At 31.8% G+C, this 23,645-nt stretch carries 20 protein-coding genes and 1 CRISPR repeat array (1 of these 21 running past the window's edge); of the genes, 7 read left to right on the top strand and 13 right to left on the bottom strand.

Features of this window, described 5'->3' with window-relative positions; translation table 11 throughout:
* Nucleotides 1–1,336: a CRISPR direct-repeat array (repeat unit 29 nt; unit sequence GTTTACATCCCTCATAGTTCAGATAAAAC); it reaches 10,350 nt to the left of the window's first position.
* A gap of 237 nt (nucleotides 1,337–1,573) precedes the next feature.
* The 9 genes from cas2 to COB47_RS00565 all read right to left on the bottom strand — a co-directional run bounded on the left by cas2 (nucleotide 1,574) and on the right by COB47_RS00565 (nucleotide 10,631).
* Nucleotides 1,574–1,837, bottom strand: coding sequence for a CRISPR-associated endonuclease Cas2 (gene cas2 / locus COB47_RS00605; protein WP_013289499.1), 264 nt, complete (start codon nucleotides 1,835–1,837; stop codon nucleotides 1,574–1,576).
* Between the two features lie 24 nt (nucleotides 1,838–1,861).
* Complete coding sequence (gene cas1b, locus COB47_RS00600; RefSeq protein ID WP_013289498.1) at nucleotides 1,862–2,842, bottom strand: type I-B CRISPR-associated endonuclease Cas1b; 981 nt, start codon at nucleotides 2,840–2,842, stop codon at nucleotides 1,862–1,864.
* A 4-nt stretch (nucleotides 2,843–2,846) separates the two neighbouring features.
* Entirely contained in the window at nucleotides 2,847–3,359 is a 513-nt protein-coding gene (gene cas4 / locus COB47_RS00595; protein WP_013289497.1) for a CRISPR-associated protein Cas4, read from the bottom strand.
* 21 nt (nucleotides 3,360–3,380) lie between these two features.
* On the bottom strand, nucleotides 3,381–5,714 hold the full coding sequence (locus COB47_RS00590) for a CRISPR-associated helicase/endonuclease Cas3 (protein ID WP_013289496.1): 2,334 nt from the start codon (nucleotides 5,712–5,714) through the stop codon (nucleotides 3,381–3,383).
* Nucleotides 5,704–6,450, bottom strand: coding sequence for a type I-B CRISPR-associated protein Cas5b (gene cas5b, locus COB47_RS00585; RefSeq protein ID WP_013289495.1), 747 nt, complete (start codon nucleotides 6,448–6,450; stop codon nucleotides 5,704–5,706). The genes COB47_RS00590 and cas5b overlap by 11 nt, the downstream gene beginning before the upstream one ends.
* A 2-nt stretch (nucleotides 6,451–6,452) precedes the next feature.
* Complete coding sequence (cas7i, locus tag COB47_RS00580; RefSeq protein ID WP_013289494.1) at nucleotides 6,453–7,382, bottom strand: type I-B CRISPR-associated protein Cas7/Cst2/DevR; 930 nt, start codon at nucleotides 7,380–7,382, stop codon at nucleotides 6,453–6,455.
* Nucleotides 7,375–9,030, bottom strand: coding sequence for a type I-B CRISPR-associated protein Cas8b1/Cst1 (gene cas8a1 / locus COB47_RS00575; protein WP_013289493.1), 1,656 nt, complete (start codon nucleotides 9,028–9,030; stop codon nucleotides 7,375–7,377). The genes cas7i and cas8a1 overlap by 8 nt, the downstream gene beginning before the upstream one ends.
* Nucleotides 9,031–9,061: 31 nt before the next feature.
* Nucleotides 9,062–9,847, bottom strand: a complete 786-nt coding sequence (gene cas6, locus COB47_RS00570) for a CRISPR-associated endoribonuclease Cas6 (RefSeq protein ID WP_013289492.1) — start codon at nucleotides 9,845–9,847, stop codon at nucleotides 9,062–9,064.
* 193 nt (nucleotides 9,848–10,040) lie between these two features.
* Entirely contained in the window at nucleotides 10,041–10,631 is a 591-nt protein-coding gene (locus COB47_RS00565) for a hypothetical protein (RefSeq protein ID WP_013289491.1), read from the bottom strand.
* Nucleotides 10,632–10,897: 266 nt separating this feature from the next.
* On the opposite strand from COB47_RS00565, the gene COB47_RS00560 reads away from it, so the two are divergent.
* Entirely contained in the window at nucleotides 10,898–11,287 is a 390-nt protein-coding gene (locus COB47_RS00560) for a GntR family transcriptional regulator (protein ID WP_013289490.1), read from the top strand.
* Nucleotides 11,284–12,165: an ABC transporter ATP-binding protein gene (locus COB47_RS00555; RefSeq protein WP_013289489.1), complete on the top strand. Its 882-nt coding sequence runs from the start codon at nucleotides 11,284–11,286 to the stop codon at nucleotides 12,163–12,165. Before COB47_RS00560 ends, COB47_RS00555 begins: the two co-directional genes overlap by 4 nt.
* Before the next feature lie 994 nt (nucleotides 12,166–13,159).
* Here COB47_RS00555 and COB47_RS12180 read toward each other — a convergent pair.
* A complete protein-coding gene (locus tag COB47_RS12180; protein ID WP_154646006.1) occupies nucleotides 13,160–13,321 on the bottom strand; it encodes a hypothetical protein in 162 nt (53 codons plus the stop codon).
* A 289-nt stretch (nucleotides 13,322–13,610) separates the two neighbouring features.
* On the opposite strand from COB47_RS12180, the gene COB47_RS00540 reads away from it, so the two are divergent.
* Nucleotides 13,611–14,336 carry an ABC transporter ATP-binding protein gene (locus COB47_RS00540; RefSeq protein WP_013289486.1) on the top strand — a complete coding sequence of 242 codons (726 nt, stop codon included), beginning with the start codon at nucleotides 13,611–13,613 and terminating at the stop codon, nucleotides 14,334–14,336.
* Nucleotides 14,333–15,538, top strand: a complete 1,206-nt coding sequence (locus COB47_RS00535; protein ID WP_013289485.1) for an ABC transporter permease — start codon at nucleotides 14,333–14,335, stop codon at nucleotides 15,536–15,538. Before COB47_RS00540 ends, COB47_RS00535 begins: the two co-directional genes overlap by 4 nt.
* 131 nt (nucleotides 15,539–15,669) lie before the next feature.
* Here the strand turns inward: COB47_RS00535 and mglC are convergent, their stop codons facing one another.
* From mglC to COB47_RS00520, 3 genes are all read right to left on the bottom strand, one after another.
* The gene (mglC, locus tag COB47_RS00530) at nucleotides 15,670–16,683 is read right to left on the bottom strand and encodes a galactose/methyl galactoside ABC transporter permease MglC (protein ID WP_013289484.1); all 1,014 of its coding nucleotides are present in this window, start codon (nucleotides 16,681–16,683) and stop codon (nucleotides 15,670–15,672) included.
* Between the two features lie 25 nt (nucleotides 16,684–16,708).
* Nucleotides 16,709–18,226 (bottom strand): sugar ABC transporter ATP-binding protein, encoded by a 1,518-nt coding sequence (locus COB47_RS00525; protein ID WP_013289483.1) that lies wholly within the window; start codon nucleotides 18,224–18,226, stop codon nucleotides 16,709–16,711.
* A 117-nt stretch (nucleotides 18,227–18,343) separates the two neighbouring features.
* Nucleotides 18,344–19,414: a galactose ABC transporter substrate-binding protein gene (locus tag COB47_RS00520; RefSeq protein ID WP_013289482.1), complete on the bottom strand. Its 1,071-nt coding sequence runs from the start codon at nucleotides 19,412–19,414 to the stop codon at nucleotides 18,344–18,346.
* Between the two features lie 232 nt (nucleotides 19,415–19,646).
* Between COB47_RS00520 and COB47_RS00515 the strand changes: the two genes are divergently transcribed.
* The 3 genes from COB47_RS00515 to COB47_RS00505 are packed head-to-tail and all read left to right on the top strand — an operon-like array spanning nucleotide 19,647 to nucleotide 23,634.
* On the top strand, nucleotides 19,647–20,612 hold the full coding sequence (locus COB47_RS00515) for a substrate-binding domain-containing protein (protein WP_013289481.1): 966 nt from the start codon (nucleotides 19,647–19,649) through the stop codon (nucleotides 20,610–20,612).
* Nucleotides 20,613–20,626: 14 nt separating this feature from the next.
* Nucleotides 20,627–22,078, top strand: coding sequence for a sensor histidine kinase (locus COB47_RS00510; protein ID WP_013289480.1), 1,452 nt, complete (start codon nucleotides 20,627–20,629; stop codon nucleotides 22,076–22,078).
* Nucleotides 22,079–22,101: 23 nt separating this feature from the next.
* Complete coding sequence (locus tag COB47_RS00505) at nucleotides 22,102–23,634, top strand: response regulator transcription factor (protein WP_013289479.1); 1,533 nt, start codon at nucleotides 22,102–22,104, stop codon at nucleotides 23,632–23,634.
* Nucleotides 23,635–23,645 lie beyond the last annotated feature (11 nt).

The raw sequence follows: 23,645 nt of genomic DNA, 5'->3' as shown, positions 1-23,645 counted from the left end.
AGTTCAGATAAAACCATAGTCCTTACCGCTTGTAGCAGTTAAATTATACGTGTTTACATCCCTCATAGTTCAGATAAAACCTCACCATACCAAAATGTAACACGCACATGCACTTTCAAGTTTACATCCCTCATAGTTCAGATAAAACTTAAATATATTGACAATTGGCAGTGTTAGGGTGTATAAGTTTACATCCCTCATAGTTCAGATAAAACTAAGCAAAGAAGCTTCTAAAAATAATAATATAGCCTCGTTTACATCCCTCATAGTTCAGATAAAACAAGTTACTATACGACAGTATAATTTAATGCGTGATGTGTTTACATCCCTCATAGTTCAGATAAAACTATTATAACGAGGGAAGAGGCAATAGTAATGCTTGCAGTTTACATCCCTCATAGTTCAGATAAAACCTGCTTTTGATGATGAGAATGACTTTGTATCGAATGTGTTTACATCCCTCATAGTTCAGATAAAACTTTAGTCAGAGTAGGAAATTGGGCTATGATATAGTATGTTTACATCCCTCATAGTTCAGATAAAACTTTTAATATTTCGTATCGTTCTTCAAATTGTTTGAGTGTTTACATCCCTCATAGTTCAGATAAAACTATAGCGACTAAAGTAAAGATATTCAAATAAAAGAAGTTTACATCCCTCATAGTTCAGATAAAACCGATAGCTTTTTTTCTTTTTTCTTCCCCCGCCCCTGTTTACATCCCTCATAGTTCAGATAAAACGTCATGATGATGGCTTTAAGGTGTATTTGATATATCAGTTTACATCCCTCATAGTTCAGATAAAACTAAACGACCTTATATCGTTCTTCTCTAAATCATATACGTTTACATCCCTCATAGTTCAGATAAAACGAACAGACGGCAGGGAATTTGATAGAGTGTGTCTGCTGTTTACATCCCTCATAGTTCAGATAAAACGTACAAATAATTGATGAGTTAATTGATGACTTAGAACGTTTACATCCCTCATAGTTCAGATAAAACCCTTTGCCGTTTGAAACGTGCACGTATAATCTATTGTCGTTTACATCCCTCATAGTTCAGATAAAACCCACCTAAAGTCAAATAATCTTTTAAAAATTCTACTGAGTTTACATCCCTCATAGTTCAGATAAAACCAACGGACTTTAAGTCTGATATAATCAGAATTGAACGTTTACATCCCTCATAGTTCAGATAAAACCGTCATGGGAGTTTTTCCTGTACGTTAGCTTGTCGTTGTTTACATCCCTCATAGTTCAGATAAAACAGAGTTGGCATATCAAGATTTGTTAAAGAGAAAAAAGAGTTTACATCCCTCATAGTTCAGATAAAACCCATTAATAATAAATATCCCTTTTCCCATCTTACATCTATATTATACCCTATCAGCAAATTTTCCACAATAAGAATAAATTGCAGCGAGGGGATAGTTGGGTTTTTGTAATAAAATAGCAAAGAGTCTTGAGAAGCTTGGAGGAAAAGAAGATAGAAACTTTAAAATAGTTATAAGCCTCGCTGCAAAATGGATTATTATGGAATACGAGTTCATCAATAGATTTGGCCTGAAATTTTTAAATTATAATAGAATCATAATTCTTCTCTTGACCTAAAATCTTTTTATTGCACACAAGTTTATATTCCATTTCATAAAAATACACTGAATCTTCATCTTTTTCTATAACCGATAAAAGTTCACGTTTACATTTTTCAAGCTTGCCCAGCGTAATTTCACCTTCAAACACTGAGTTTTGAACCCATGTGAAGTACTTTTTCAAAATCTTTCTCACCTTGTTAACTCTTTTTTCATTGATATCATATGTGACTATGACAAATATCTTTTTTCACTCCCTTGAATTTATCTACCACCATGCCTTAAGTGGCGAGTAAACCTGATCACCTATAAAATGCTTTATCAACTTATAGCATTCAAGTCTTATAAAACCCTTGTAAGAAACATTTCTATTGAGCTGTCTGTGTCGCACTGTGGTTTCAAGCTTGGTTTGAAGCTCTTTTATAAATATCTTCCTTCCATCTTGATTAAGATAACAATAATTCAAATCTTCATCAAAATGTTCAAGAGTAATTTGATGGTTATTTAGAAGTTTGAATATTACAGTGTCAACAATCAGTGGTTTAAAAATTTCTGAAATATCAAGACTTAGAGAAAATCGCTTTTCACTTGGTTCATGCAAAAAACTAATTGTTGGATCAAGCTGGGTTTGATAAATCTGAGAAAGTGTATGACTATAAATCAGACTATTCCCGAACGAAATCAAAGCATTAATAGGATTTGTAGGTGGTCTTTTTTCTCTTTTTTCAATTGCAAAATCATCTGGTAAAAACTGATTGAAAGATTGATAGTATATATTGCGAATTCTCCCCTCAAGGCCCATCAGCTCTGTAACGCTCGATATAGCAAATCTTCCCTTTTCCCACTCATCTTCAATTGCAGTCAAAAAGGCTTCAGCTTCTTTTCTTTCTCTTAAGTTTCGCATCATGTGATGCACAGCTGATTCAACAAAACAATATGCCAAAAACAATCTTTTTTCTCTCTCTAGATAATGCAGAGCCTGTCTTACTACTACTTCTCCAGATACATTTTTCTTGCGAGGCAAAAAACTTCCAGAGTAAAATCCGTAATAATTGTAAAAGTGAAGAATAATTCCATATTGAGAGATATAATTTAAAGCTTTTGTGTTCAAATCTACCTCTCCAAAGATGTGAATTTGCTCAATATTTTCTATATCAACTGCTCTTTTTTCTTCCCCAGATTCAAAATACAAAGTATTCTCATGTCTTCGTAGCCTTCCATTTGAAGTAATATACAATGTTTTCTGCATGATTTTACCCCCAGCAAAACTCAAAGTACGCACACGACTTACAAATCTTTTGTTTTTGCGCAGGTGGCGGAATTGATTTTGTTGTTATCTCTTCTATCTCTCTTAGTGCCTGTTTTATTTTTTCTTCATAATCAGGTGTAAGTTCTAACACTTCTTTTCTTTTTTCCTTGGGATAATTTATTATCCCCTGCTTGTGAATTCCTTTTTGCTTAAGATAGTAAAGATAGTACATAACCTGCATTATATCAGCTTCTTTCATCTTACTACTGTACTTTACTTCTCTGATGCTGCCATCTGATAAAATATCTATCATGATAAGATTGTCTATCAAAACCTCTTTTGTATTCTCTTTGGGATACGAGTACTCATGCAACACTTTGCCCAGAAGCACCTTGTCAGACTTGTTCTCAAAAGTTATGTTCTTGCTAAATAGCCAAAGTTTTCTTTTGCAGATGTAAAGGTAGTTGATTTTTATTCCTTGGAACTTGAGGTCAGAAAATTCCATGGCGTCTTCCACTTTCACCACTCCAATTGGTTTTTACCATATATCAGATTTTTCTATATCTTTTGGTGGCTTTAAACCCAATTGTTCATCATATTCACAATCAAGAAGATATAATCCTAACTTTTTATCATAACAGCTTATTCCACCTTTTTCAAAAAAGTATAGCGGGGCAGTTACTGTATATTTTCTGATATGAGAAATTAACTTTAATTTCTCAATAGAATTCAAATCTTTTGAGTTTATCTTATCAACAATTTCTTCTATCTCGTCAATATTTTTGTTAAATACCTCTCTTGGTATCCCTGATATCGTAACAACATCTCTAAAAATTTTTTGAGCCTCAATTTTTTTCTCCGATCTAAATCCAAGTTTTAAAATTTCATATGCTTTATTAAATTTGTTTATAAAATTTGTAGCTGAAAGTGCATCGATATCATATACATACTCATTAAGTTCTTTTTTATCATACTCTGTAATTTTATTCTCGTGAAATTTTTTTAAAAATGTTTCTGTCCTCTCAACAATTTCTTTCTGATATACCTTTCCAATTCCACTCGGCTCTTTTGTTAAAATGATGACATTCGGAACCGCTTCTTCATATTGTCTTTTTCTATATATTCTTCCCATTCGTTGAAGTAAAGAATCTGCTGAGGCAAGCTCGGTAAACAATATATCATAGTCTATATCAAGCGATGCTTCAACAAGTTGAGTTGAAATTACAATCCCGTTTCTCATCTGATTTGAAATAATAATTTTTTCCTTCTGTGTCTTCTGCCCTTCTAAAAAGCGTGAATGTAAAAGCTCAACATGAATTTTTTCAAATCCTCTTAAATTTTCATGTATAACCTTGTAAACTTCCTGTGCCCTTTTTACGGTATTGCATATAACAAGTACATTTTTTCGCCTTCCACATTCAATTATTTCATCAATACAATCTAAAATTGAAAGTTGCCTGATTTTAATAATATGAGAATATTTCTTTTTTAATTCCTCATCTGAATATGCTTGTATATAATCAGCATAATTCCCAAGGTATTTCAAAATAAGTGGATTAACTGTTGCACTCATCAAACAAAACTTGCCGTTTAAACTTATAATTTCTTGTAATGCTTTTATTATAATTGCCAAAGATTCTGGTGAATAGCTCTGCGGCTCATCTATTATAATCTTTGTATATAAAAACAGAGAATAAATCTTTTCAAAGCCTGGCCACTTCAAAGCCGAGGTAAAAATCTGGTCTCCTGTGGTAACAATTATTGGTAGACTCATATTCTTAGCAAGATCAACACTATCAAATAGAGTTTCTAATTCTTGATTTTCACGATATATTTCCATATATCTTTCAAGCAGATATATCATACTATCAGAATGTAAAATTCCAACTTTATCTTCACCAAAGATTTTCGCAAGTCTTTCATACATTGCATTTATCGAAACACGAATTGGAAGAGTGTAAATTAACTTACTTTTAAATGCCCAGTTTATTCCAAACTCTGTTTTCCCACTTCCAGTCGGAGCAAATAAAATAATATTTCTTCCTGAAAGTTCCACTGCTTTTTTCTGAAAATCCTTAAACCCACTAAAACTCCCCTTGCTTTTTAAATAAACTTCAACCTTTTCAGGAAAATTTTTAATTTTTGGTTCTTCTGTGCTAATTCCTGCAGAACTTGAATGATCAAGTCTGTGCAATAAACCTTTCAAAAATGTCCTGAAAATTGTATTTTTGTTGGAAAAATTATATGAATCTTTGAGCATTAATTCTCTTAATTGGTTAATTACTCTGTATGTATAGTTTGAATTATTTATTATTAAATCCCTATCAAGAACTGAGGGAAGGAGTTCTAATAATGGTTTTAATGTCTTATTCTCTATATACTTTGAAACATCTTCACAAATATATTTTTCAAAATACTGACAATTAAAATCAAAATCTCTATCATGCGAAAACGCAATTGCAAAAAGTAGATTTTCTAAATCTTCAACAGTGATATTTCCTGCTGTTATCTCATCTTCCAAATCGACAAAAGCTATAGATATAAAGTTATGAGGCACCTCTTTAGACAAACCTTTAACTTGAGGTACCTCCTTTACTCTTGTCTTATCCCTTATTTTTTGCTGAAATTTCGAATTTGCCTTGCCCAAGTCATGATATATTATTGCTAATTTTAAAAGATATTTGAGCTTTTGGTAATTTATTTGCAGTTTTATGCAACTTTCCTCAATCTCTTCATTATACTCTTCAAATAGTTTTTCCATATTGTTTAATAAATCCATCGTGTGTTGATAGATAGTTTGATACTTATTTCCCTTATTACTTTTAAATCTCTTTGCATAAAGTTCTATATCCTTATATATATCAATTTTCATACATCTCATCACCTATTAAATCAATGATAATGTCCTCATCATCTACAAAAACCTCTTTTTCAATGATTGCCATTGGGTTTAACTGAACCAACGTTTCAACAAAAACAACATCTTTTTTGTCAGTAAATATCCTCAAACCATCTTTGGTCTTTTCATATCTATTGTTGAGCCTGAATCTGATTCCATCAATCATTAGTGTCTCAGCAGTTGAGCTTTTCAAATACATTCCTATCTCTGGAGGTCTTTTCTTTATATATTTTCTGTACTCTACTTTTCTTGGCTCAAAGAATTTTATCTCGTCTATCCTCATCAAATCCTCTTTTCGACCCAAACCCCAGTAAGAATCAAAGATGTTTTTGTATATTTTTTCTAAAACATTCCTTTCAGCATTTACATGAATACACAGCTGCACATCAACAAGGTTTGTCACATATATAATGCTATTCTGTACTCTTGCAGAAACCTCATTTACAACAGGAGCAATAGTGTCTTCTTTCCTCAGTCTATCAAATTTTACTATCCTTTGAATATCATATGAAATAGAATTAAATCTCCCACATACTGATACTGCCATTTCATAATACTCACCATTTTTAGCACCTAAAATATTGTGAAGCCACCCCTTCACAGTAGATGGTGGTGGCAGAGGATAAGAGTCTACTATCCCATATGAAAATGGTTTTCTGAAATTTGCAAAAGGCTGATAAATCTTAATTTTTAAAAGGCTATTGAGCATCTTTAAACTGTCCCCTCTTCATAATATTTTCTTGCTCTTTCCTTCAAATTCTCAAAGAAGTAATCAATTGTGCCACTTGAAGCTGGGAGAAGTTTTTTGAACTCTTCCTCATTTACAAAAAAGCCTTCTAATATTCCCAATAGAGTGTAATCAAAGACCTTTTTCCCATTTGGTAGAGTTAGCTCACATGTGCTACGAAGAAGCCTTGGATCAATTGCATAGGCTGAATCTTCTTTTATAAGCTTTATTCTATTTAAGAAAAATGGATTTTTTACTGGATAAAGCCCTCCTATCACAAAAAGCGGGCTTAAATTTTCTCTTCTTCCCTTAATTTCTCTGCTCAAAAACTTTATTGCATCAAATAAGCTACAAAGCCTCTTAAGTTTTTCATCAGCTGGAATCTCTTCAACCAATTCTCCCTTTTCATTAAAATCTTTACCCAGTCTGTCCAAGTCAATTGCTACTGTATAAGTGTATAAGGATTTGTGCTGTTCAAGCTGATATGGATTTGGATTAGTATTTGCTCTTTTTGCCAAATTTAAGTTTGTAGCAAATTCCATATCATTCTTGTACTCTTCTAAAGAAATGGCTGGTGTGATTTTTACAACTGCTGTTCGTGTTTGCGCATTTTGACCTTGCCCTGATGTTTTCATGTAACCAAACAAGTCTATCTCTGGATACTCTGTAATTGTTGCTTCTTTTTTAAACTGGACCACCTGCTCATCACCTGTTACTGGAGTTTCCTTGATACCAGCGTTTTCCATCATAAATTTGTACTTTTCAAATCTCAAAGCTTGTCTCGACATATAAGTATATACCTTATTTTCTCTCGTAAGCTTTTTAAGCTCTGAAATGTTTCCTATACTCTCACCATAGTTCAAGCTCATCGCTTCAAACACAACTGTCAATGTAATTCCTGCATTTTTAAACATTCTCTTCAACCTCCTCACTGTTTTCTATCTCTCCATCCTTTTCAATTTCAACACCAAGAAGTCCATTTACAAAGCTGTAACCAAGTGCACAAAAATTTTCTTCATTCTTGATACACGACACAAACAAAGCAGGAACTTCCATACTATAGCTCATATACGTTCTAATAATAAGATTCATAAATGTATTTATATCGCCAATCCTTAGAGCTGAAATTAATCTGTAAGCAAGGCTGGTCACTTTATTTTCAGCTTTTGATTCCAAGAATTTTTTCTTCAGCTCTTGACCAAAGAAATACATTTTCCACAACCATTTTTCATCCATTAAATCTTCACCTCTCTTTACACTTTTTAGATATTTATATATGAGCATGTTGTAAATTTGTAACCTATAAGGAGAAAGATTTGTTTTTATCTTGGAATTTGGTTTTTGGGAATTCAAGTATTGGTATTCTAAAAACGATAAAAATTGAGAGCTTAATGTATTGTTTATAAACTTTTGCATAAATTCGCTAAAAGGATATAAAACATTTTCTTTAATTCTAATGTAACTTCCCGTTGTTTTTTTAAGTAAATCATAGTTTGAATTTATAAATTCTGCTTTTTGTTTTGTGATACTAAAGCCATAAAGCTTTGGTGCTACAGAAGAAGTTAAATCTATTTCAATGAACATAATATTATTGGTTAATCTAAATTTACTTTCTTCTTTAAATTTTGTCAACAAATAGTCATTAATAAAATTCAAAATACCTTTTTCTTTTAATATGTTTTCTTCTTTTGCCATCATCTCCATAAACAGCTTATTTGTTTGATAAAGCTCCAACACAGAGGTATTCCTATCTACAAAATAAAACTTTTTGGTTTGTCCTATTCTAAATTCGGTCAAGCCTGCAAATATGCAAAAGTATATTAATTCACAAATCTCACAAATAGGCAGCTGCGGCTTGAAATTCCAGAAAAAATTCTTGTTATCTTTATTAGCACCCAAAAAGCTTACAAGTCCCGTGTCTAATAAAGCATCCTTTTTTGCAGGTCTTAGTCCACAAAAGATGCAATCATGATTTTTGTCTTGCCTATTTGTTTGGTTAACTATTGGTCCTTCAAAATCATCAAAAAATTTCTTTTTTAATTCTCCTTTAAAATTCCTATTTAGAAAACTTCTATCACCACATATTGAACTTGTATTTTTAAGATAAGTTTTAACATTATCTTCGATTAACTCTTGTTTATTTGCATTCAATAAATCAATTATTTGAGATATATACTGTTCAGCGTCAACGTTATTAAAATTTCTTGGCAAAGTTAGCTTATAGCTATCTACCAATTGCTTTAACTTGGAAAATCCTTCTACTCTCTTTTTAAAGTTACTTATTTCTTGTTTTAAATTTTTATCAAAATCATTATTTTCTAATCTTTGCAATAATTTATTCCCCAAATCAAGTAACTCATCTGTTCTGGGATACCTCTGATAAGCTTTTTTAAAAAACTTGTCAGAAAACCCTTTTAAATTATTTCTGTCAAACTCTATATAGTTTGAGCCAATTGTGATGATATTTTGAGAAGCTATATCTTCTCCATCCAGCATAATTTCAATAAAACCAATTATTCCTGCATTATAAGCCCAATCTCCTAAATATACTCTTTCCAACATCTCTGAATATTCCCCTTTTTTACTATATTGCTCACTTTGCCACCTCAACAAATCCAAACCCTTGGCCACGCCTAAATCCTATGCCGTTTTGATACAGTTCTTTTAAATCTTCCGGGTCTCCTGATAGTTCAAATATTCCAGAAAACCCTGTCAAAAACATTATATCTTTACCTGTATTCTCAACAAACTCAGAGATTCTATGTTTTACAACAGTCTTTTGAACATTTATTGGTCTGAAAGTTAGTCTTTTGTGCAGTCCTTTATTTTGCCCTCTTAAAAGCCGAACATTTCTTATTTCAAAATCAACAACTTCGTTGAAAACATCTTCAAACCCTTCATCAAAAGGCAAAACAGGCACCTTTTTGTTGCCTTCTTTTTTCTCAATCAAAATTGGTGAAAATGTTTTGAAGACCATTTTTGAGTCAAACTTTTCCGGTTCTTTTACTAAATACATTCGCTTGAGTGCAATCTTGCAGTTATCTGTTAAAGGATACGGATAAAGATTGCTATTGAGTAAGCTGTTATACATGTTTACAAAAAACTCATAGTCAGATGTTGAAAGATTGAACATGATATCTCCTCTGAAATAAACTGTATCATCTTGAAAATTCATATTTGGAAGATTTAGGGCAAAGACAAAAGGTTTTTGCCACTTGTTCTTTTTTTCACCCCACCAGTAAATTCTATCGAAGTAATCCTTGTTATATAGCGATAGTGCTCTTTTTAAAAAGCTCATGAAAACAGTTCTGTAATAGACAGGAAGATTATGTAACTCACTTTGACTTTCACTTACTTCAAAAATAAATTTTGCTCTCATGTATAATATCCCACCTATTATAATAATTTGCATCAATCTGGGATTTAATATTATATTTCGACATTAATTTCTAAAACCCTTCTTTATTTTTGAAAAATTTTTAATTTTTTAGATGTTCAAAAGATGCTCTATTGGGTCAATAAAGAACAATAAAAAAACTGCCCTATTAAGGCAGTCTCAGTTTGAATTGTACTTAGCTTTGCAAAATCATTTTATCAGCCTTATTTAAATACTCCAATAGCTCCTTCTCATACTCTTTGAAAACCTTTTTTGTATTTTCATCTCTGAATGATTGTAAATCTTCATTCAAAGCATCAAGTAAAAATATTATCTTTTCAATATCGGGTTTGGTTTTCTGGATAAGATTTTTGTCTTTGTGCGCAATTATCTTTTCGTCTATCTTTTTTAAAAAATCTCTCACATTAACAACAAGTTCATACCTCTCATCAATTATCCTGCCAATATCCCTTTCTTCAAAGATATCTGGTTCTTTTGCAATTGACATTGTCAATGTATTGTTTAAAAAATATTCTTCTGTTCTCCCTCTCAGGTACGAAAAATCAACATTTTGATCTTCTACAAGATGCTTTAGTATATCCTTTGCATCAGAGAGATTGTGCGAGTATTCAGCAAAAAAGATATTAGGTATTTTGGCATTGTAGTTTGTCTTGAATACTTCTAATCTGTTCATTTTAGCAGTAAAAATAAAAATAACAACCAAGCTCATAACCAAATACACTATAAATGCTATCAGAAAAGGATTTTCAAAACTTTTCTTTTTCATTTTTCAATTCCTCCTCTTTATGGTAAAATTGAGAGTTAAAACTACTATTAAATTAAAAAATTCACGATATTTAAATAAAACCATACTTGATAGCAGCTTTTTGTATAATTTTAAATTGTCTTTGATATTACTATTTGATTACATACTCTGACACTATTTTCCCATAATTTTTATATCATTTCAATATACTTTGCAAAAAATATTGACAGCTAAACCAAAACTGTATATACTGTATATATACAGTATATAAAAGGGGTAAGCAAAATGTGATAAAAATTTTGATTTCGCATACATCAACACAACCTATATATGAACAAATCAAAAATCAAATAAAGAAACAGATAATAGAAGGAAGTCTCAAGGCAGGAGAAGCTTTGCCATCAATCAGGGTTTTGGCAAAAGAACTAAACGTTAGCGTCATCACAACAAAAAGGGCATATGAAGAGCTTGAAAAAGAAGGGTTTATAATTACAGTTCCGGCAAGAGGAACATTTGTTGCTGAGATTGATAGAGAAAAAATTGTAGGTATCAAAACGAAAGAAGTAGAAGAAGAATTAGAAAAAGTTGTCTTAAAAGCTAAAGAACTAGGTATCGAATTGAATAAATTAATAGATATGGTTGACAAATTCTATAAGGGAGATGAATTTCAAAAATGATTGCTCTTTCAGTAAGAAACCTTGTAAAGAGGTATAAAAATTTCAAGCTTGAAATTCCAGAACTTATTCTTGAAAGTGGGTACATTATGGCCCTTCTTGGTCGAAATGGTGCGGGGAAAACCACACTGATCAGATGTATTCTTGATTTTGCAAAAAAAGAATGTGGAGAAGTCTTTATTTTTCAGCAGCCTTTTGACTGCGATAAAGTAGATATAAAACAGCGTATAGGAATTGTATTTGAAAATCCTGTATTTCCTACTCATTTAAAGCCAAAAGAACTGAAAGAAATAATGAAAGGGTTTTACAAATCGTGGGATGAAAAACTCTACAAAAATCTATGTGATCTTTTTGAAATTGAGCAAAATAAAAGTATTTTTCAGCTTTCCAAAGGAACTGTTATGAAACTTTCAATTGCTCTGGCTTTAGCACACAAACCTGACCTTTTAATATTAGATGAACCAACTTCCGGACTTGACCCTGTTGCAAGAAATCAGTTCGTTGAGATTTTGCAGAGTTTTGTCCAGTCTGAAGAAAAAGCTGTCTTTTACTCAACACACATTGTGTCTGACATTGAAAATGTTGCAGACTTTGTAACAATAATTGACAAAGGGAAAATCATCTGCAGCACAAATACAGAAGAGATTCAAAATAGCTTCTGTATTGTAAAAGGTTCTGCCGCTGACGTTGATAAGCTTTTAAAAAGTTCTATAATTGCATTGAAAAAATCATCAATGATATTTGAAGCTCTGTGCAAAAAAAATTGCTTAAAAGATGAGTTTAGAAGTTACTTTGTTTTTGAAAAACCTTCCATTGAAAAATTCTATGTTATGCTTGTCAGGAAGGATGATAACGATGAAAAAGTACTTGATATTATGTAAAAGAGAAATTTTTCTATTCGGAATATTTTCGTTAATATATATTGTAGTCACGTGTCTAATAAACTTCCCGTTTAAAGATGCAATATTAATATGCAAGGCTTCACATGATTATTTTAATATGTTTTTGATAGGTACTATCATCTATTTTCTGGCTTCTGTATTTTACAATGAAAAAAATTTTCAAGCAACTCTTAGATTTATTTTGTCAATACCAATAAAAGTAAAGAAAATAGTAGCTTTCTTCATGATAAGAAATATCCTGCTTATTGCAATACCCCAACTGATTGGATTATTATTCTTTGGCTTACTTATTTTCTTCTCACCAAAATCGGACATCTACAGAAATATGTTTATAACTCAGTTTTTAGGTTTTGTATTCTGCAATATTGGGGTAGCATTATTAGTAGTGCCTTTTAATATCTTGAGTTCAGTACAAATAATTAAAAATTACTTATCTAATTTAATTTTATATATAGTGTCAATCCTAATCATCATAATTATGCTTTTGCCTTTAAATAATTTACAACCTCAGTTTTTTGATTTGTATAAAATGTTACCATCTGTCATTTACATCATCTTCATCTTTGTTATTTCTTTTGGTTTAGCATCCTATCTACTTTCAAAAAAAGAATTTTGAAAAACAGGGGGTGTCAAAAATAAAAACATATTTGGTATATATAAAAAATTTTCGTGGCAGAATTATTTTTCTTTTAATATTGCTATTGCTAAATATTCTCCTTTTTGTTTTAATTCCTCAAAGGATAAACCAGATAGTTTTTTCTCTGAGCGAAATATTTATATTGACCATCCTTGTTCAAAGCAGATTTTACTTAAATGCTGAGATGACCAGAAAAAATAATACTGTATCTCTATCATTTTTATCTTTGCTATTATCTTTGCCAATTAAAAGAATAACAATCGTTACTATGGAGTTTTTATCAGAAGTAATCCTTATTCTGATATATATCTTTGTCCTTAACATACCTTATATATTTTACTCAAAATCTTTAAATATGCCCCTTTTTGTATTTCCATTAACAGTAGTTATTGGAATATATTCAGTATATTCAATACTTGCCGTTTTAGTATCTATTGTTAAAATTAAAAATTTTGCATCAATACTTTTAGGTGTGCTTAATTCTTTATTCTTCTGCACTTTTTACTTTTTTATTTTTCCACTGAGCAAAACAAAAAATAATACTTCCCTGTTATCATATTTATATTACAATCCTAAAAACCTTTTATTACTTTCTATTTGCTCAGTAATTTTATTCTTATGTGCTCTATGGATTAATATAAAAATCATTTACTCAAAAGATTTCTAATTAATAAAGAAAAGATCTTGTTATATTTTGTGCTAAAATATATAATAATTTCAAAAATCCAAGCTTTTAATAGTCAAAATACTGATAATATTTTTACAATACTTAACAGGAGGGAATTTTATGGTTGAATTAATTGAGCTTACCAAAGACTTTGGAAAGGTTTTAGCTGTCAACAGGCTGTCGTTTAAAATTGAAAGAGGCGAAATCTTTGGAATCCTTGGTGAAAATGGTGCTGGAAAAACAACAACTCTTAGAATGCTTGCAACAATGCTAAAACCAACATCTGGAACGGCTATCATCTCTGGGCTTGACATCACAAAAGAGCCCGAAAAGGTCAGAAGAAAAATAGGAATTCTGTTTGGAAGTGAAAGTGGACTTTATGCAAGGCTTTCTGCACGTGAAAACATTGAATATTTTGGACTTTTGCATGACATGGACAAAAATGAGCTGAAAAAAAGAATTGATGACCTTTCTGAAAGATTTGGTATGCAGGATTATATAAACAAACCTGCAGGGACATTTTCAAAAGGTATGAAACAAAAGGTCTGTTTTGTAAGGTCTATCATCCATAACCCGGAAGTGATGCTTTTTGATGAACCAACAAACTCCTTAGATGTTTCTTCAGCCAAAGAAGTGCATGACTTTATAAAGCTTTGTAAACAGGAAGGAAGAACAATAATTTTTTCAAGCCATTCGATGAATGAGGTTGAAAAGCTGTGTGATAGAGTTGCAATAATACACAAAGGAAAACTTGTTGCGCTTGGGACTATTGATGAGATAAAACACAGATTTACTGGAGCTTCATTTGAAGAAGTATTTTTAAGATTGGTAGGTGATGAAAGATGAAAATAAATTTCAAACATGTCTGGATTGTGCTTAAAAAAGAGCTAAAAGATGCTTTCAGAGATAGAAAGGCTCTGCTTGTGAACATAATATTGCCAATGATATTTATCCCTGTGATATTCATAATCTCGTCCATAGCTGCAAAATCCGCAGTTGAAGTAAAACCTGAAAAGACACCTATATGTGTCATAGGTTTAGAAAACTCAAAATTAATTTCTTCAATGATTGAAAAATCAGAATTCAATATTGTAAAATCAACCAATCCCAAAAAAGACCTGCAGGATAGTAAAATAAAAGCCGTGTTAATAATCCCTAAGGACTTTGAAAAGCTACTCTCTCAAGGAAAACAGGTAAACATACAGATTCTTACAAACGAAGCTGATATGAAATCATCCAATGTAGGAAATATCCTCAGCAATATGATAAACGAATTTTCAAAGCAGATAGTAAAGCAAAGGCTTATTCAAAAGAACTTAGACCCATCTATAATTGAACCTGTTGTTATAAACAAAGAAAATGTTGCACCACCTAAAAAACAATCAGCAACAATTTTATCATTTTTGATTCCTATGTTTTTGACACTCTGGGCAACTCTCGGCGGAATGAATGTAGCAATTGATTTAACTGCAGGTGAAAAAGAAAGAGGAACTTTAGAGCCTCTTTTGACAACAGCAGCAACAAGGTCGTCACTTGTAACAGGAAAATACCTTGCAGTAAGTATCATGGCACTTTTAGCAGGACTTTCTTCTCTTTTTGGCATTATTGCATCGTTTGTACTTCTGCCGTCAGTTTTGGGTGAAAGTTTTAAAAATAGTCCGTTTTACGGCTATTCAGTTTCGCCATTGACTGTGCTGATAATGCTTCTTGTTGTGATCCTGACAGCAATAATCTTTGCAGCAATTGAAGTTGCCCTGGCATCTTATGCCCGCTCGTTCAAAGAAGGACAAACTTATCTTTCTCCAATAAGTATCATAGTTTTAATTCCACCTTATTTTACAATGTACAAAATGCCAAATGAACTTACAGACACCTACTTTTTACTACCAATTGTAAATGCCATATCTGTGTTGAAAGAGCTAATTTATGACATTGTAAATCTTCAACATCTTGGACTTTTTGTGATTTCTTCTATTGTCTACATCGTGATATCAATAATGTTTGCCTCAAGAATGTTTGAAAATGAAAAGGTGCTGTTTAGAAATTAAGAAAACAACGGGGCTGTCCAAAAAAATAACTGGATAGCCCCTCTTTGCCTCTGAAAAACTCTAAAAACTATCTTTTTATGCCTTTGAGCAAGTGTAAGATTAAAAGGTGCCAAATTCAAGTCTAAAAAATATCATCTTTTTGCAAGATACTTTCTTATATCCAGAGCAACTGCAACACCTATGATAAGACCTTTTATAATAAGCTGCCAGTAAGGGTCAACTCCAATGAATGTAAGACCATAATTTATAACCCCAAAAATCAACACACCGGCAAGCACACCTGGAACAGTTCCAATTCCACCAGTTGTTGAAACACCACCAACAACGCAGGCTGCAATAGCGTCAAGTTCATACATATTCCCATAGTTATTTGTCGCACCACCTGTCCTTGCAGCTTCAAGCACACCTGCAAGCCCATACAAAAGTCCCGCAAATGCATATACAAAAATTAAGACCTTTGTTACATTTATCCCAGAAACTCTTGCTGCATTCACATTGCCGCCAACTGCATATATACTCTTCCCAAGAGCTGTTTTATTAAGCAATACCCATACCACAAGTGCAACTATAAGAGCAATTATTAAAATATATGGAATTGAATACTCACCTGAAATCCCAATATAACCCGTTCCCAAATTTGTAAAGTCAGGTCTCAGTCCGCCTATTGGCTGGGAATTGTTGGGTGGCATATTGAAATACAAAGAGTTAGCACCATAGATAATAACCATTGATCCTAATGTTGCTATAAACGGTGGTAAATTTAAACGAGAGATTGCAACACCATTTATAATACCAAACAACAATGTTATTACCATAGCTATCAAAATTGGAACTATGAGCGGAAGCTGAGGAAGATCAGGGAAAAATCTTCTTGCATAGTCAGCAGTCTGAAGCATTGAAGCAGAAACAACTGCTGCAAGCCCCACTGCTCTTCCAGCTGACAAATCGACCCCGCCAGTAATCAAAACAAGACTCATACCAAGTGCGATGATTGCTCTTGTCGATGACTGCAAAAGTATGTCTCTGAAGCATCTCCATGAAAGAAAGTCCGGACTTATAAATGCAATAACCACTATTAAAGCAAGCAAAATAAAATAGATTGCGTTTTGAGATAATACCTGTCTTGCTTTCTTTGTAAATGACATTTTAAAATAACCTCCTTGAATCATTTTATGCTGAAAATTTAGTTGCAAGCTTCATAATCTCTTCTTCTGTTGCCTCATTTCTCTCTAAAATACCCGAAACTCGTCCCTCACACATAACAAGAATTCTGTCTGACATTCCTAAAAGTTCTGGCATCTCTGATGATATCATAATAATACTTTTCCCTTCTGTTGCAAGCTGGTTAATAAGGTTATAAATTTCAAACTTTGCACCAACGTCAATACCGCGTGTTGGTTCGTCTAAAAGCAGTATCTCGGGTTCTGTCAAGAGCCAGCGGGCAATTAATACCTTCTGTTGATTTCCTCCTGACAGATTTTTTATAAGAGCTTTATATGACGGAGTTTTTATCCTCAGTATATCTATAAAGTTTTGTGTATCAAGGACCCTCTTTTTATCATTCAAAAGCCCAAAACCATTTAAATATTTTTTCAAACTTGCTAAAGTTGTATTTTCCAATATATTTAATTCTGGAATAATCCCGGTTAATTTTCTATCTTCTGTGAGCAATGCAATTTTGTTTTTGATAGCATCTTGCGGATTTTTTATGACAACTTCTTTGCCTTTTATAAAAATTTTTCCTTCTTTGATAGTTCTTAATCCAAAAATAGCTTCTATAAGTTCTGTTCTTTGAGCCCCCACAAGACCTCCAATACCTAAAATCTCACCTTTTCTAAGTTCAAATGAAACATTTTTAAATGACTTTGAATCAATAGAAGTTAAATTTTCGACCTTCAAGATAACCTCAGCTGGTTTATTTGTCTTTTGCGGAAATCTATCTGACATCTGTCTTCCAACCATGTTCGCAATCATCATGTCAGGGGTAAGTTCTGATATTGACCATGAACCTACAACCTTGCCATCTCTCATTATTGTCACTTCGTCGGCTATTTCAAAGATTTCCTCAAGCTTATGGGAAATATAAATTATCGAAACACCCTTTGCTTTTAAATCTCTTATTATTCTAAACAGATGTTCAACCTCATTTTCTGTCAAAGAAGAAGTAGGCTCATCCATCACTATTACTTTTGAGTTGTAAGATACAGCCTTTGCTATTTCAACAAGCTGTACCTTTGACACAGAAAGATGACCAACAATGGCTTTCGGGTCAACGTCAATCTCAAGTTTTTGTAAAAGTTGTCTGGTATATTCATACATCTTTTTGTGATTGACAAATTTAAAAGGTCCAATGGTAAGTCGTGGAAACCTTCCAAGCCATATATTTTCCATCACATTACGCTGGTTTACTGGTTGAAGTTCCTGATGAATCATTGAAATCCCAAGCTTTATTGCATCTATCGGACTGTGGATATGAACATGCTGTCCATCTAAAATAATATCGCCACTGTCAGGTTTATAAATTCCAAATAAACATTTCATTAAGGTAGACTTTCCAGCCCCATTTTCACCCAAAAGTGCATGAACAGTTCCCTTTTTAATCTTTACTGTCACATTGTCAAGAGCTTTAACCCCTGGAAACTCTTTTGTAATACCGTTCATCTCTAAAATATACTCGGGTTTTGCCATAACAAATACACCTCTTGAAAAAATTTTTCCTCAACAAAACAAAATCAAAATTACTGCCACCTTGCCAATCTTAAAAAAGACTTGCTTGACAAGGTGGCAATCCTAAGTTTTTATAAATTACTGTTCATTAACATATTTCTTCATCTCTTCTAAATTGTCTTTTGTAACTTTCTGATACGGAACCCAGATATATTTTCCATCTGTTATTTCAAAGCCAACATTCTCTTTTGTTGGTTTTTCACCTTTTGCAAGAACATACGCTAAATTGAACGTAGCCTTTCCTTGTGCCTTTGCATCATTCAAAACAGTACCCAAAAGTGTCCCTTCTTCAAGAGCCTGAAGTCCAGGTGTTGTTGCATCAACACCAACAACTGGAACGTATTTGCCATCCTTGAAATATCCTGCTGCTTTCAGTGCTTCAATTGCTCCAAGCGCCATATCGTCATTGTTACAGAAAACTGCTTCAATCTTATCACCAAATGATGCCAAGAAAGCCTGCATCTTTTCTTGTCCTTTTACCCTATCCCACATAGCTGTATCCTGTGCAAGGCATTTTACTCTAATTCCCGCTGCTTCAACTGCCTTGATCGAATATTCAGTCCTCAGGATTGCATCCTGGTGCCCAGGCTCGCCAGTAATCATAACATACTGCATAATACCATCATGATTTTTATCAGCTTCAGGGTGTGATTTCCAGTACTCTGCCATAATTTCACCTTGCAGAGTTCCAGACTGTTCAGCTTTAGCACCAACATAGTAAACTTTGTCCCACTTCTTCATATCTTCAGGAAGCGGTTCTCTGTTGAAAAATACAACCGGAATGTTTGCCTGTTTTGCCTTGTCAATCAGCACACCTGCTGCCGTTCTGTCAACAGGATTGATTGCAAGAGCGTCAACCTTTTTTGTTATGAACAGGTCAATTTTATCATTTTGAGTAGACTGAGAGTTCTGGCAATCAACAAAATCAAGCTTTGCTTTTCCTTCGCCTTCTTTTGCAATTGCATTTCTAACACCAGTCATAAATGTGTCATCAAACTTGTAGATGGCAACACCGATATAAGGTTTGTTGTCCTCTGAGGTTCCACCCGAATTTTCATTTGTGCTCTTTTTGCCACAACCAACAAGAACAAGTGAAATAGCTAAAACAATTGATACTAAAACAACCCAGAATTTCTTTTTGTTTAACATTTACCAAAACCTCCTTATACTATTTAGTTTTTCTATAAAATTTGATTACACTATCAAATTTAAATCAAAATTAATAGCAAATCACTAAATTTATTTGTCAACTTTTCAGTTTTATGAACAAACTAAATGAAAAACTTACTGCAATTTTTTGTGGTCAATTTTTTGCTGTATATTAGAGTTTAACTTGCTGAATTCAGATGTTAAAATAATTTTTAAAGGAGTGTGTAAAAAAATGACCTCAACAAAAAATTTCATATTGAAATACTTTATAATCACAGTTTTTATTTTACTCGCGCTTATTCTGGTGTGGCTGTCTGCAAGTGATTTTCTAATCATTCGTAAAATGGGCAATTTAAATAACTTTTCACAAAACAATTATATAAACTGCGCCGTTATATTGCCTAAAAATGAAATGTATTGGAAAGAATTTTTAGGTGAGTTTGAACAATTTGCTCAGGCACAAAAGGTTTTATCAGAAACAATCTTTTATGAATCTGAACAGGAGGAGGTTTTTGGGTTAAAACTGGCTCTTTTTTCAAAGTTTGATTTTGTCATTATCTGTGATCTTTTTGCCACCAAGGAGATTAAATCTTTAATTGACCAGCTGAAAATGCAAAAAATTAAAGTGATATCTATCTTAAGCAGCAAAAACAAAGACCTTTTTGATACTACGCTGGGTTTTGATTACTTTCAAAAAGGCAGAGTTGTTGCAAGCAACATCGAAACTACAGCAAAAAAGAAAAATTTAGATAAGCTCAAAATTGCAGTCATAACAAATACAATTAACAAAAGTATATCTGATACGCTTGAAGTTGAAGGTATAAAAAGCTATTTAAAAGAAAAAGGAATAGCTTTTTCTGTAGATTTATTTTCAATAGAATATGGAAATGCCATCTCAGAGAAACTTTTAAATAACATAATAACTGCTCAGCAATACAACTGTTATTATACAACAGAAGAGCTTGAGACATTTGCATTTATTGATAGTTTTGTTAAATCTCCTAAAGACTCAAACTTTATTTTTATTGGAGCAGGGGATGATTCCCGGCTTTTAAGATACAGAGATGAAGGACTTATTGATAGGCTTGTTATGCCAAATTACGATGAACTTGCAATTAGATCTATTTTGATTATGAAAGACTTTGAAAAGCTATCTTCTAAAGGAGAATTTATTCCTATATCTATAATTGTTAAGTAGGCTGGTGATTATAAATGAAAATTTTTTTTAACACATACAGGGCAAAACTTATATTTTTTATTTTAACATTTGTTTTTATAACAATTACAATAAATCTTTTGATTCAGATTAATGTCAATTTTCTTCATAACTACTTTGATAGAACATACCACAACATAGAAAGCATAAATACCATAACAAATAACTTTGGAACAATAAGAAGGAGCATTCAATCTTATGTTATTTCAGGAGACTCAGATTCTATTTTAAACGTTTATGATAGCCTGAATTCTATATCTTATGAACTAAATCAGCTCAGTTGTCAGAGCGAAGACGAAATTGTTTATAAAAGAAGTATAACTAATATATACAAAACAATAAATGACAATATTGATATGGTGATACTTTTTAAGAAACAGGGAAAAGATTACACAAAAAAACTTTCTGAAACCATTGAAAGCTTAGAATATGCAAATTATTTTTTGCAAAAGTTTACACAAAGTAAAATAAATCACAGCGTTGAATATTATAATAGTTTGAAAAGTTCTATTCGAAAAATTACAAATACGAATTATGTAGTAATAGTATTGTGGTTTGTGCTATCAATAGTTGTGAGTCTCCTTTTTACAAAAGAGTTAACCGAACCAATATCAAGGCTTGCACATTATTCAAATAAGGTTGCAAAAGGAGAACTCAATTTTTCAATACCAAAGGTTGAACCTACAGATGAACTGGGAATTTTAAATAATTCATTTAGCGACATGCTTGAAAACATCAAAGACATGCTCAAAAGACTTGAAGATAAAGCTGAGCTTGAAAAAGAACTTGCAAAAAAAGAAATAGAAATGGTGAGGTATCAACAGGCTCTACAAGAAGCTGAGTTAAAATCACTTCAATCTCAAATAAATCCTCACTTTTTATTCAATACACTAAATACCCTTGCTCAAATGGCAATGCTGGAAAATGCAGATAAAACTTATGATATGCTTATAAAAACTTCTAATTATCTCAGATATTCTGTCCAAAACATTAATAAACTTGTAACGCTAAATGAAGAAATTGAAAATGTGAAGAATTATGTATTTATTCATAATATAAGATTTAGAAATAAAATCAATCTTGAAATTGATATCGAAAAAGATATTGAAGATGCAAAAATACCAAGCATGATACTTCAGCCCATAGTTGAAAATTCTATCGTTCATGGATTTGCAAAAAAGAGAGAAGGAACAATAAAAATAGTTGCAAAAAAACATTACTCTAATTATGTAAAAATTCAAATTATTGATAATGGCAGTGGTATAGAACCTAAAGTATTAGAAGAAATTACAAAAAAATCTTTTGTTTCTAAGACTTCTACAGGTATAGGTATTGAAAATATCAAAAAACGGCTTGAGTTTTTCTTTGGAATAAAAGAGCCTATTTTTATTGAGTCAAAGAAAAATATTGGAACAACAGTGACAATCACTATTCCCTATATAAACTAATTATTTATAAGGAGTTGAAAAAAATGAAAAAAATTCTTATCTGTGATGATGAGTCTATAGTAATTGAATCAATTTCGCATATATTGAGAAAAAATTTTTCTGAGCAGATGACTATTGATGAAGCTTATGATGGAGAAGAAGCACTGCAAAAACTAATGTTTGAAAATTACCACATAGTTTTTATAGATATTCAAATGCCTGACATGAGTGGAATAGAAGTTATGGAAGAAATTCGAAAAACAAAAAAAGAACCTTTTCCTCTTTTTATAATAATTTCAGCACATGATAAATTTGAATATGCCAGAAAATCGGTTGAACTTGGTGCATTTTCTTATATTCTAAAACCATACCTGGTATCTGATATTGTAAACATAACAAAAAAAGCTTTTGAAGAAATTGATAATATCCTATCTAAGCAAAAGGAGGAAATGGAGAAAAAAAGAAAAATCAAGGCTATGCAATCTTTAATAGAAAATGGACTTTTGTTTTTTATTTTGAACAACAAACTTTTTTCTGACCTTAACCTAAGGCAAATAGAGCAGTTTCTCGAAATTCAGAGCCTTCAGTATGGCATTATTGCAATTGTGAGGTTAGAGCAGGAAAATACATTAAATAATATAGACATTTTAAATGATCTTAAAACTGAAATTAAATCAGCTTTTTCAAATAAATGCGTTGTCTCTTTTTTATCCCCAAGCTCACTCCTATGTATATTCTCAGCTGAAAATGAGACCTATAAAGATGTTTTAAAAGACAAACTACAGAAGATAATCAAAGCCAAAACAGATGCCGAAATACAGATAGGTTTGAGCAGTTTATGCAACCTTTATGATGATTTTGAAGAAGCATTTTACGAAAGCTATAGCAATATAATTTCTGATGATAACCAAGATGTAACAGATTTGTACGTTGAAATAGAGATAATGGAAAAAAGACTTTTAAACTCGCTTTTAAAAACTACTAACATTATTCAAAAACAACAGCAGATTTCAGAACTTATAAAAAAATATATTACGGCATATGGAATCAATCAGGCAAGATACAAAGTAATTCTTTTTGTAATCCAGTTATTAATTGAAATTAACATTAAAGAAAGTGCAAAAGCTATACATGTAATGGAAAAATTTTTGAAAGATATTATTACAATCGACAATGAAAATGAGTTAACTCAAAAGTCATCCGAAATAATTCAGATAATTATCAGCGAAGCAGCAATACAAAAGAAAACATACAGTTCAAGTAACATAGTTTCACAAGCAATTGAATATATCAAAAACAATTTTAAAAGAAATATCTCTTTAGAAGAGATGAGCCAAGTATTGAATATAAGCCCTTACTATTTCAGTAAAATTTTTAAAAAGTCGGTTGGTATAAATTTTAAAGAATACCTGATAAAAATGAAAATAGAGCATGCACAAAAGCTTTTAATAGAGACAAATATGCCAATAAAAGAAATAGCCTATGAAGTTGGATTTGATGACCCTAATTACTTTATCAAAGCATTTAAAAAATATACAGGTTCAACACCTGCTTCGGTAAGAAACAGAAATAAATAAAGGTGAGGAAA

The organism is Caldicellulosiruptor obsidiansis OB47, assembly GCF_000145215.1.
Taxonomy (GTDB): Bacteria; Bacillota; Thermoanaerobacteria; order Caldicellulosiruptorales; family Caldicellulosiruptoraceae; genus Caldicellulosiruptor; species Caldicellulosiruptor obsidiansis.
This window is presented reverse-complemented; position numbering and strand designations above follow the sequence as displayed.

What these genes read in the sequence shown, in the direction of transcription:
- mglC (WP_013289484.1), bottom strand. Translation starts at nt 16,683, where the DNA reads ATGTCATTTACAAAGAAAGCAAGACAGGTATTATCTCAAAACGCAATC.
- COB47_RS00525 (WP_013289483.1), bottom strand. Translation starts at nt 18,226, where the DNA reads ATGGCAAAACCCGAGTATATTTTAGAGATGAACGGTATTACAAAAGAG.
- cas1b (WP_013289498.1), bottom strand. Translation starts at nt 2,842, where the DNA reads ATGCAGAAAACATTGTATATTACTTCAAATGGAAGGCTACGAAGACAT.
- COB47_RS00515 (WP_013289481.1), top strand. Translation starts at nt 19,647, where the DNA reads ATGACCTCAACAAAAAATTTCATATTGAAATACTTTATAATCACAGTT.
- COB47_RS00590 (WP_013289496.1), bottom strand. Translation starts at nt 5,714, where the DNA reads ATGAAAATTGATATATATAAGGATATAGAACTTTATGCAAAGAGATTT.
- COB47_RS00510 (WP_013289480.1), top strand. Translation starts at nt 20,627, where the DNA reads ATGAAAATTTTTTTTAACACATACAGGGCAAAACTTATATTTTTTATT.
- COB47_RS00555 (WP_013289489.1), top strand. Translation starts at nt 11,284, where the DNA reads ATGATTGCTCTTTCAGTAAGAAACCTTGTAAAGAGGTATAAAAATTTC.
- cas7i (WP_013289494.1), bottom strand. Translation starts at nt 7,382, where the DNA reads ATGTTTAAAAATGCAGGAATTACATTGACAGTTGTGTTTGAAGCGATG.
- COB47_RS00540 (WP_013289486.1), top strand. Translation starts at nt 13,611, where the DNA reads ATGGTTGAATTAATTGAGCTTACCAAAGACTTTGGAAAGGTTTTAGCT.
- cas8a1 (WP_013289493.1), bottom strand. Translation starts at nt 9,030, where the DNA reads ATGTTGGAAAGAGTATATTTAGGAGATTGGGCTTATAATGCAGGAATA.
- cas5b (WP_013289495.1), bottom strand. Translation starts at nt 6,450, where the DNA reads ATGCTCAATAGCCTTTTAAAAATTAAGATTTATCAGCCTTTTGCAAAT.
- COB47_RS00565 (WP_013289491.1), bottom strand. Translation starts at nt 10,631, where the DNA reads ATGAAAAAGAAAAGTTTTGAAAATCCTTTTCTGATAGCATTTATAGTG.
- COB47_RS00520 (WP_013289482.1), bottom strand. Translation starts at nt 19,414, where the DNA reads ATGTTAAACAAAAAGAAATTCTGGGTTGTTTTAGTATCAATTGTTTTA.
- COB47_RS00505 (WP_013289479.1), top strand. Translation starts at nt 22,102, where the DNA reads ATGAAAAAAATTCTTATCTGTGATGATGAGTCTATAGTAATTGAATCA.
- cas6 (WP_013289492.1), bottom strand. Translation starts at nt 9,847, where the DNA reads ATGAGAGCAAAATTTATTTTTGAAGTAAGTGAAAGTCAAAGTGAGTTA.
- COB47_RS00535 (WP_013289485.1), top strand. Translation starts at nt 14,333, where the DNA reads ATGAAAATAAATTTCAAACATGTCTGGATTGTGCTTAAAAAAGAGCTA.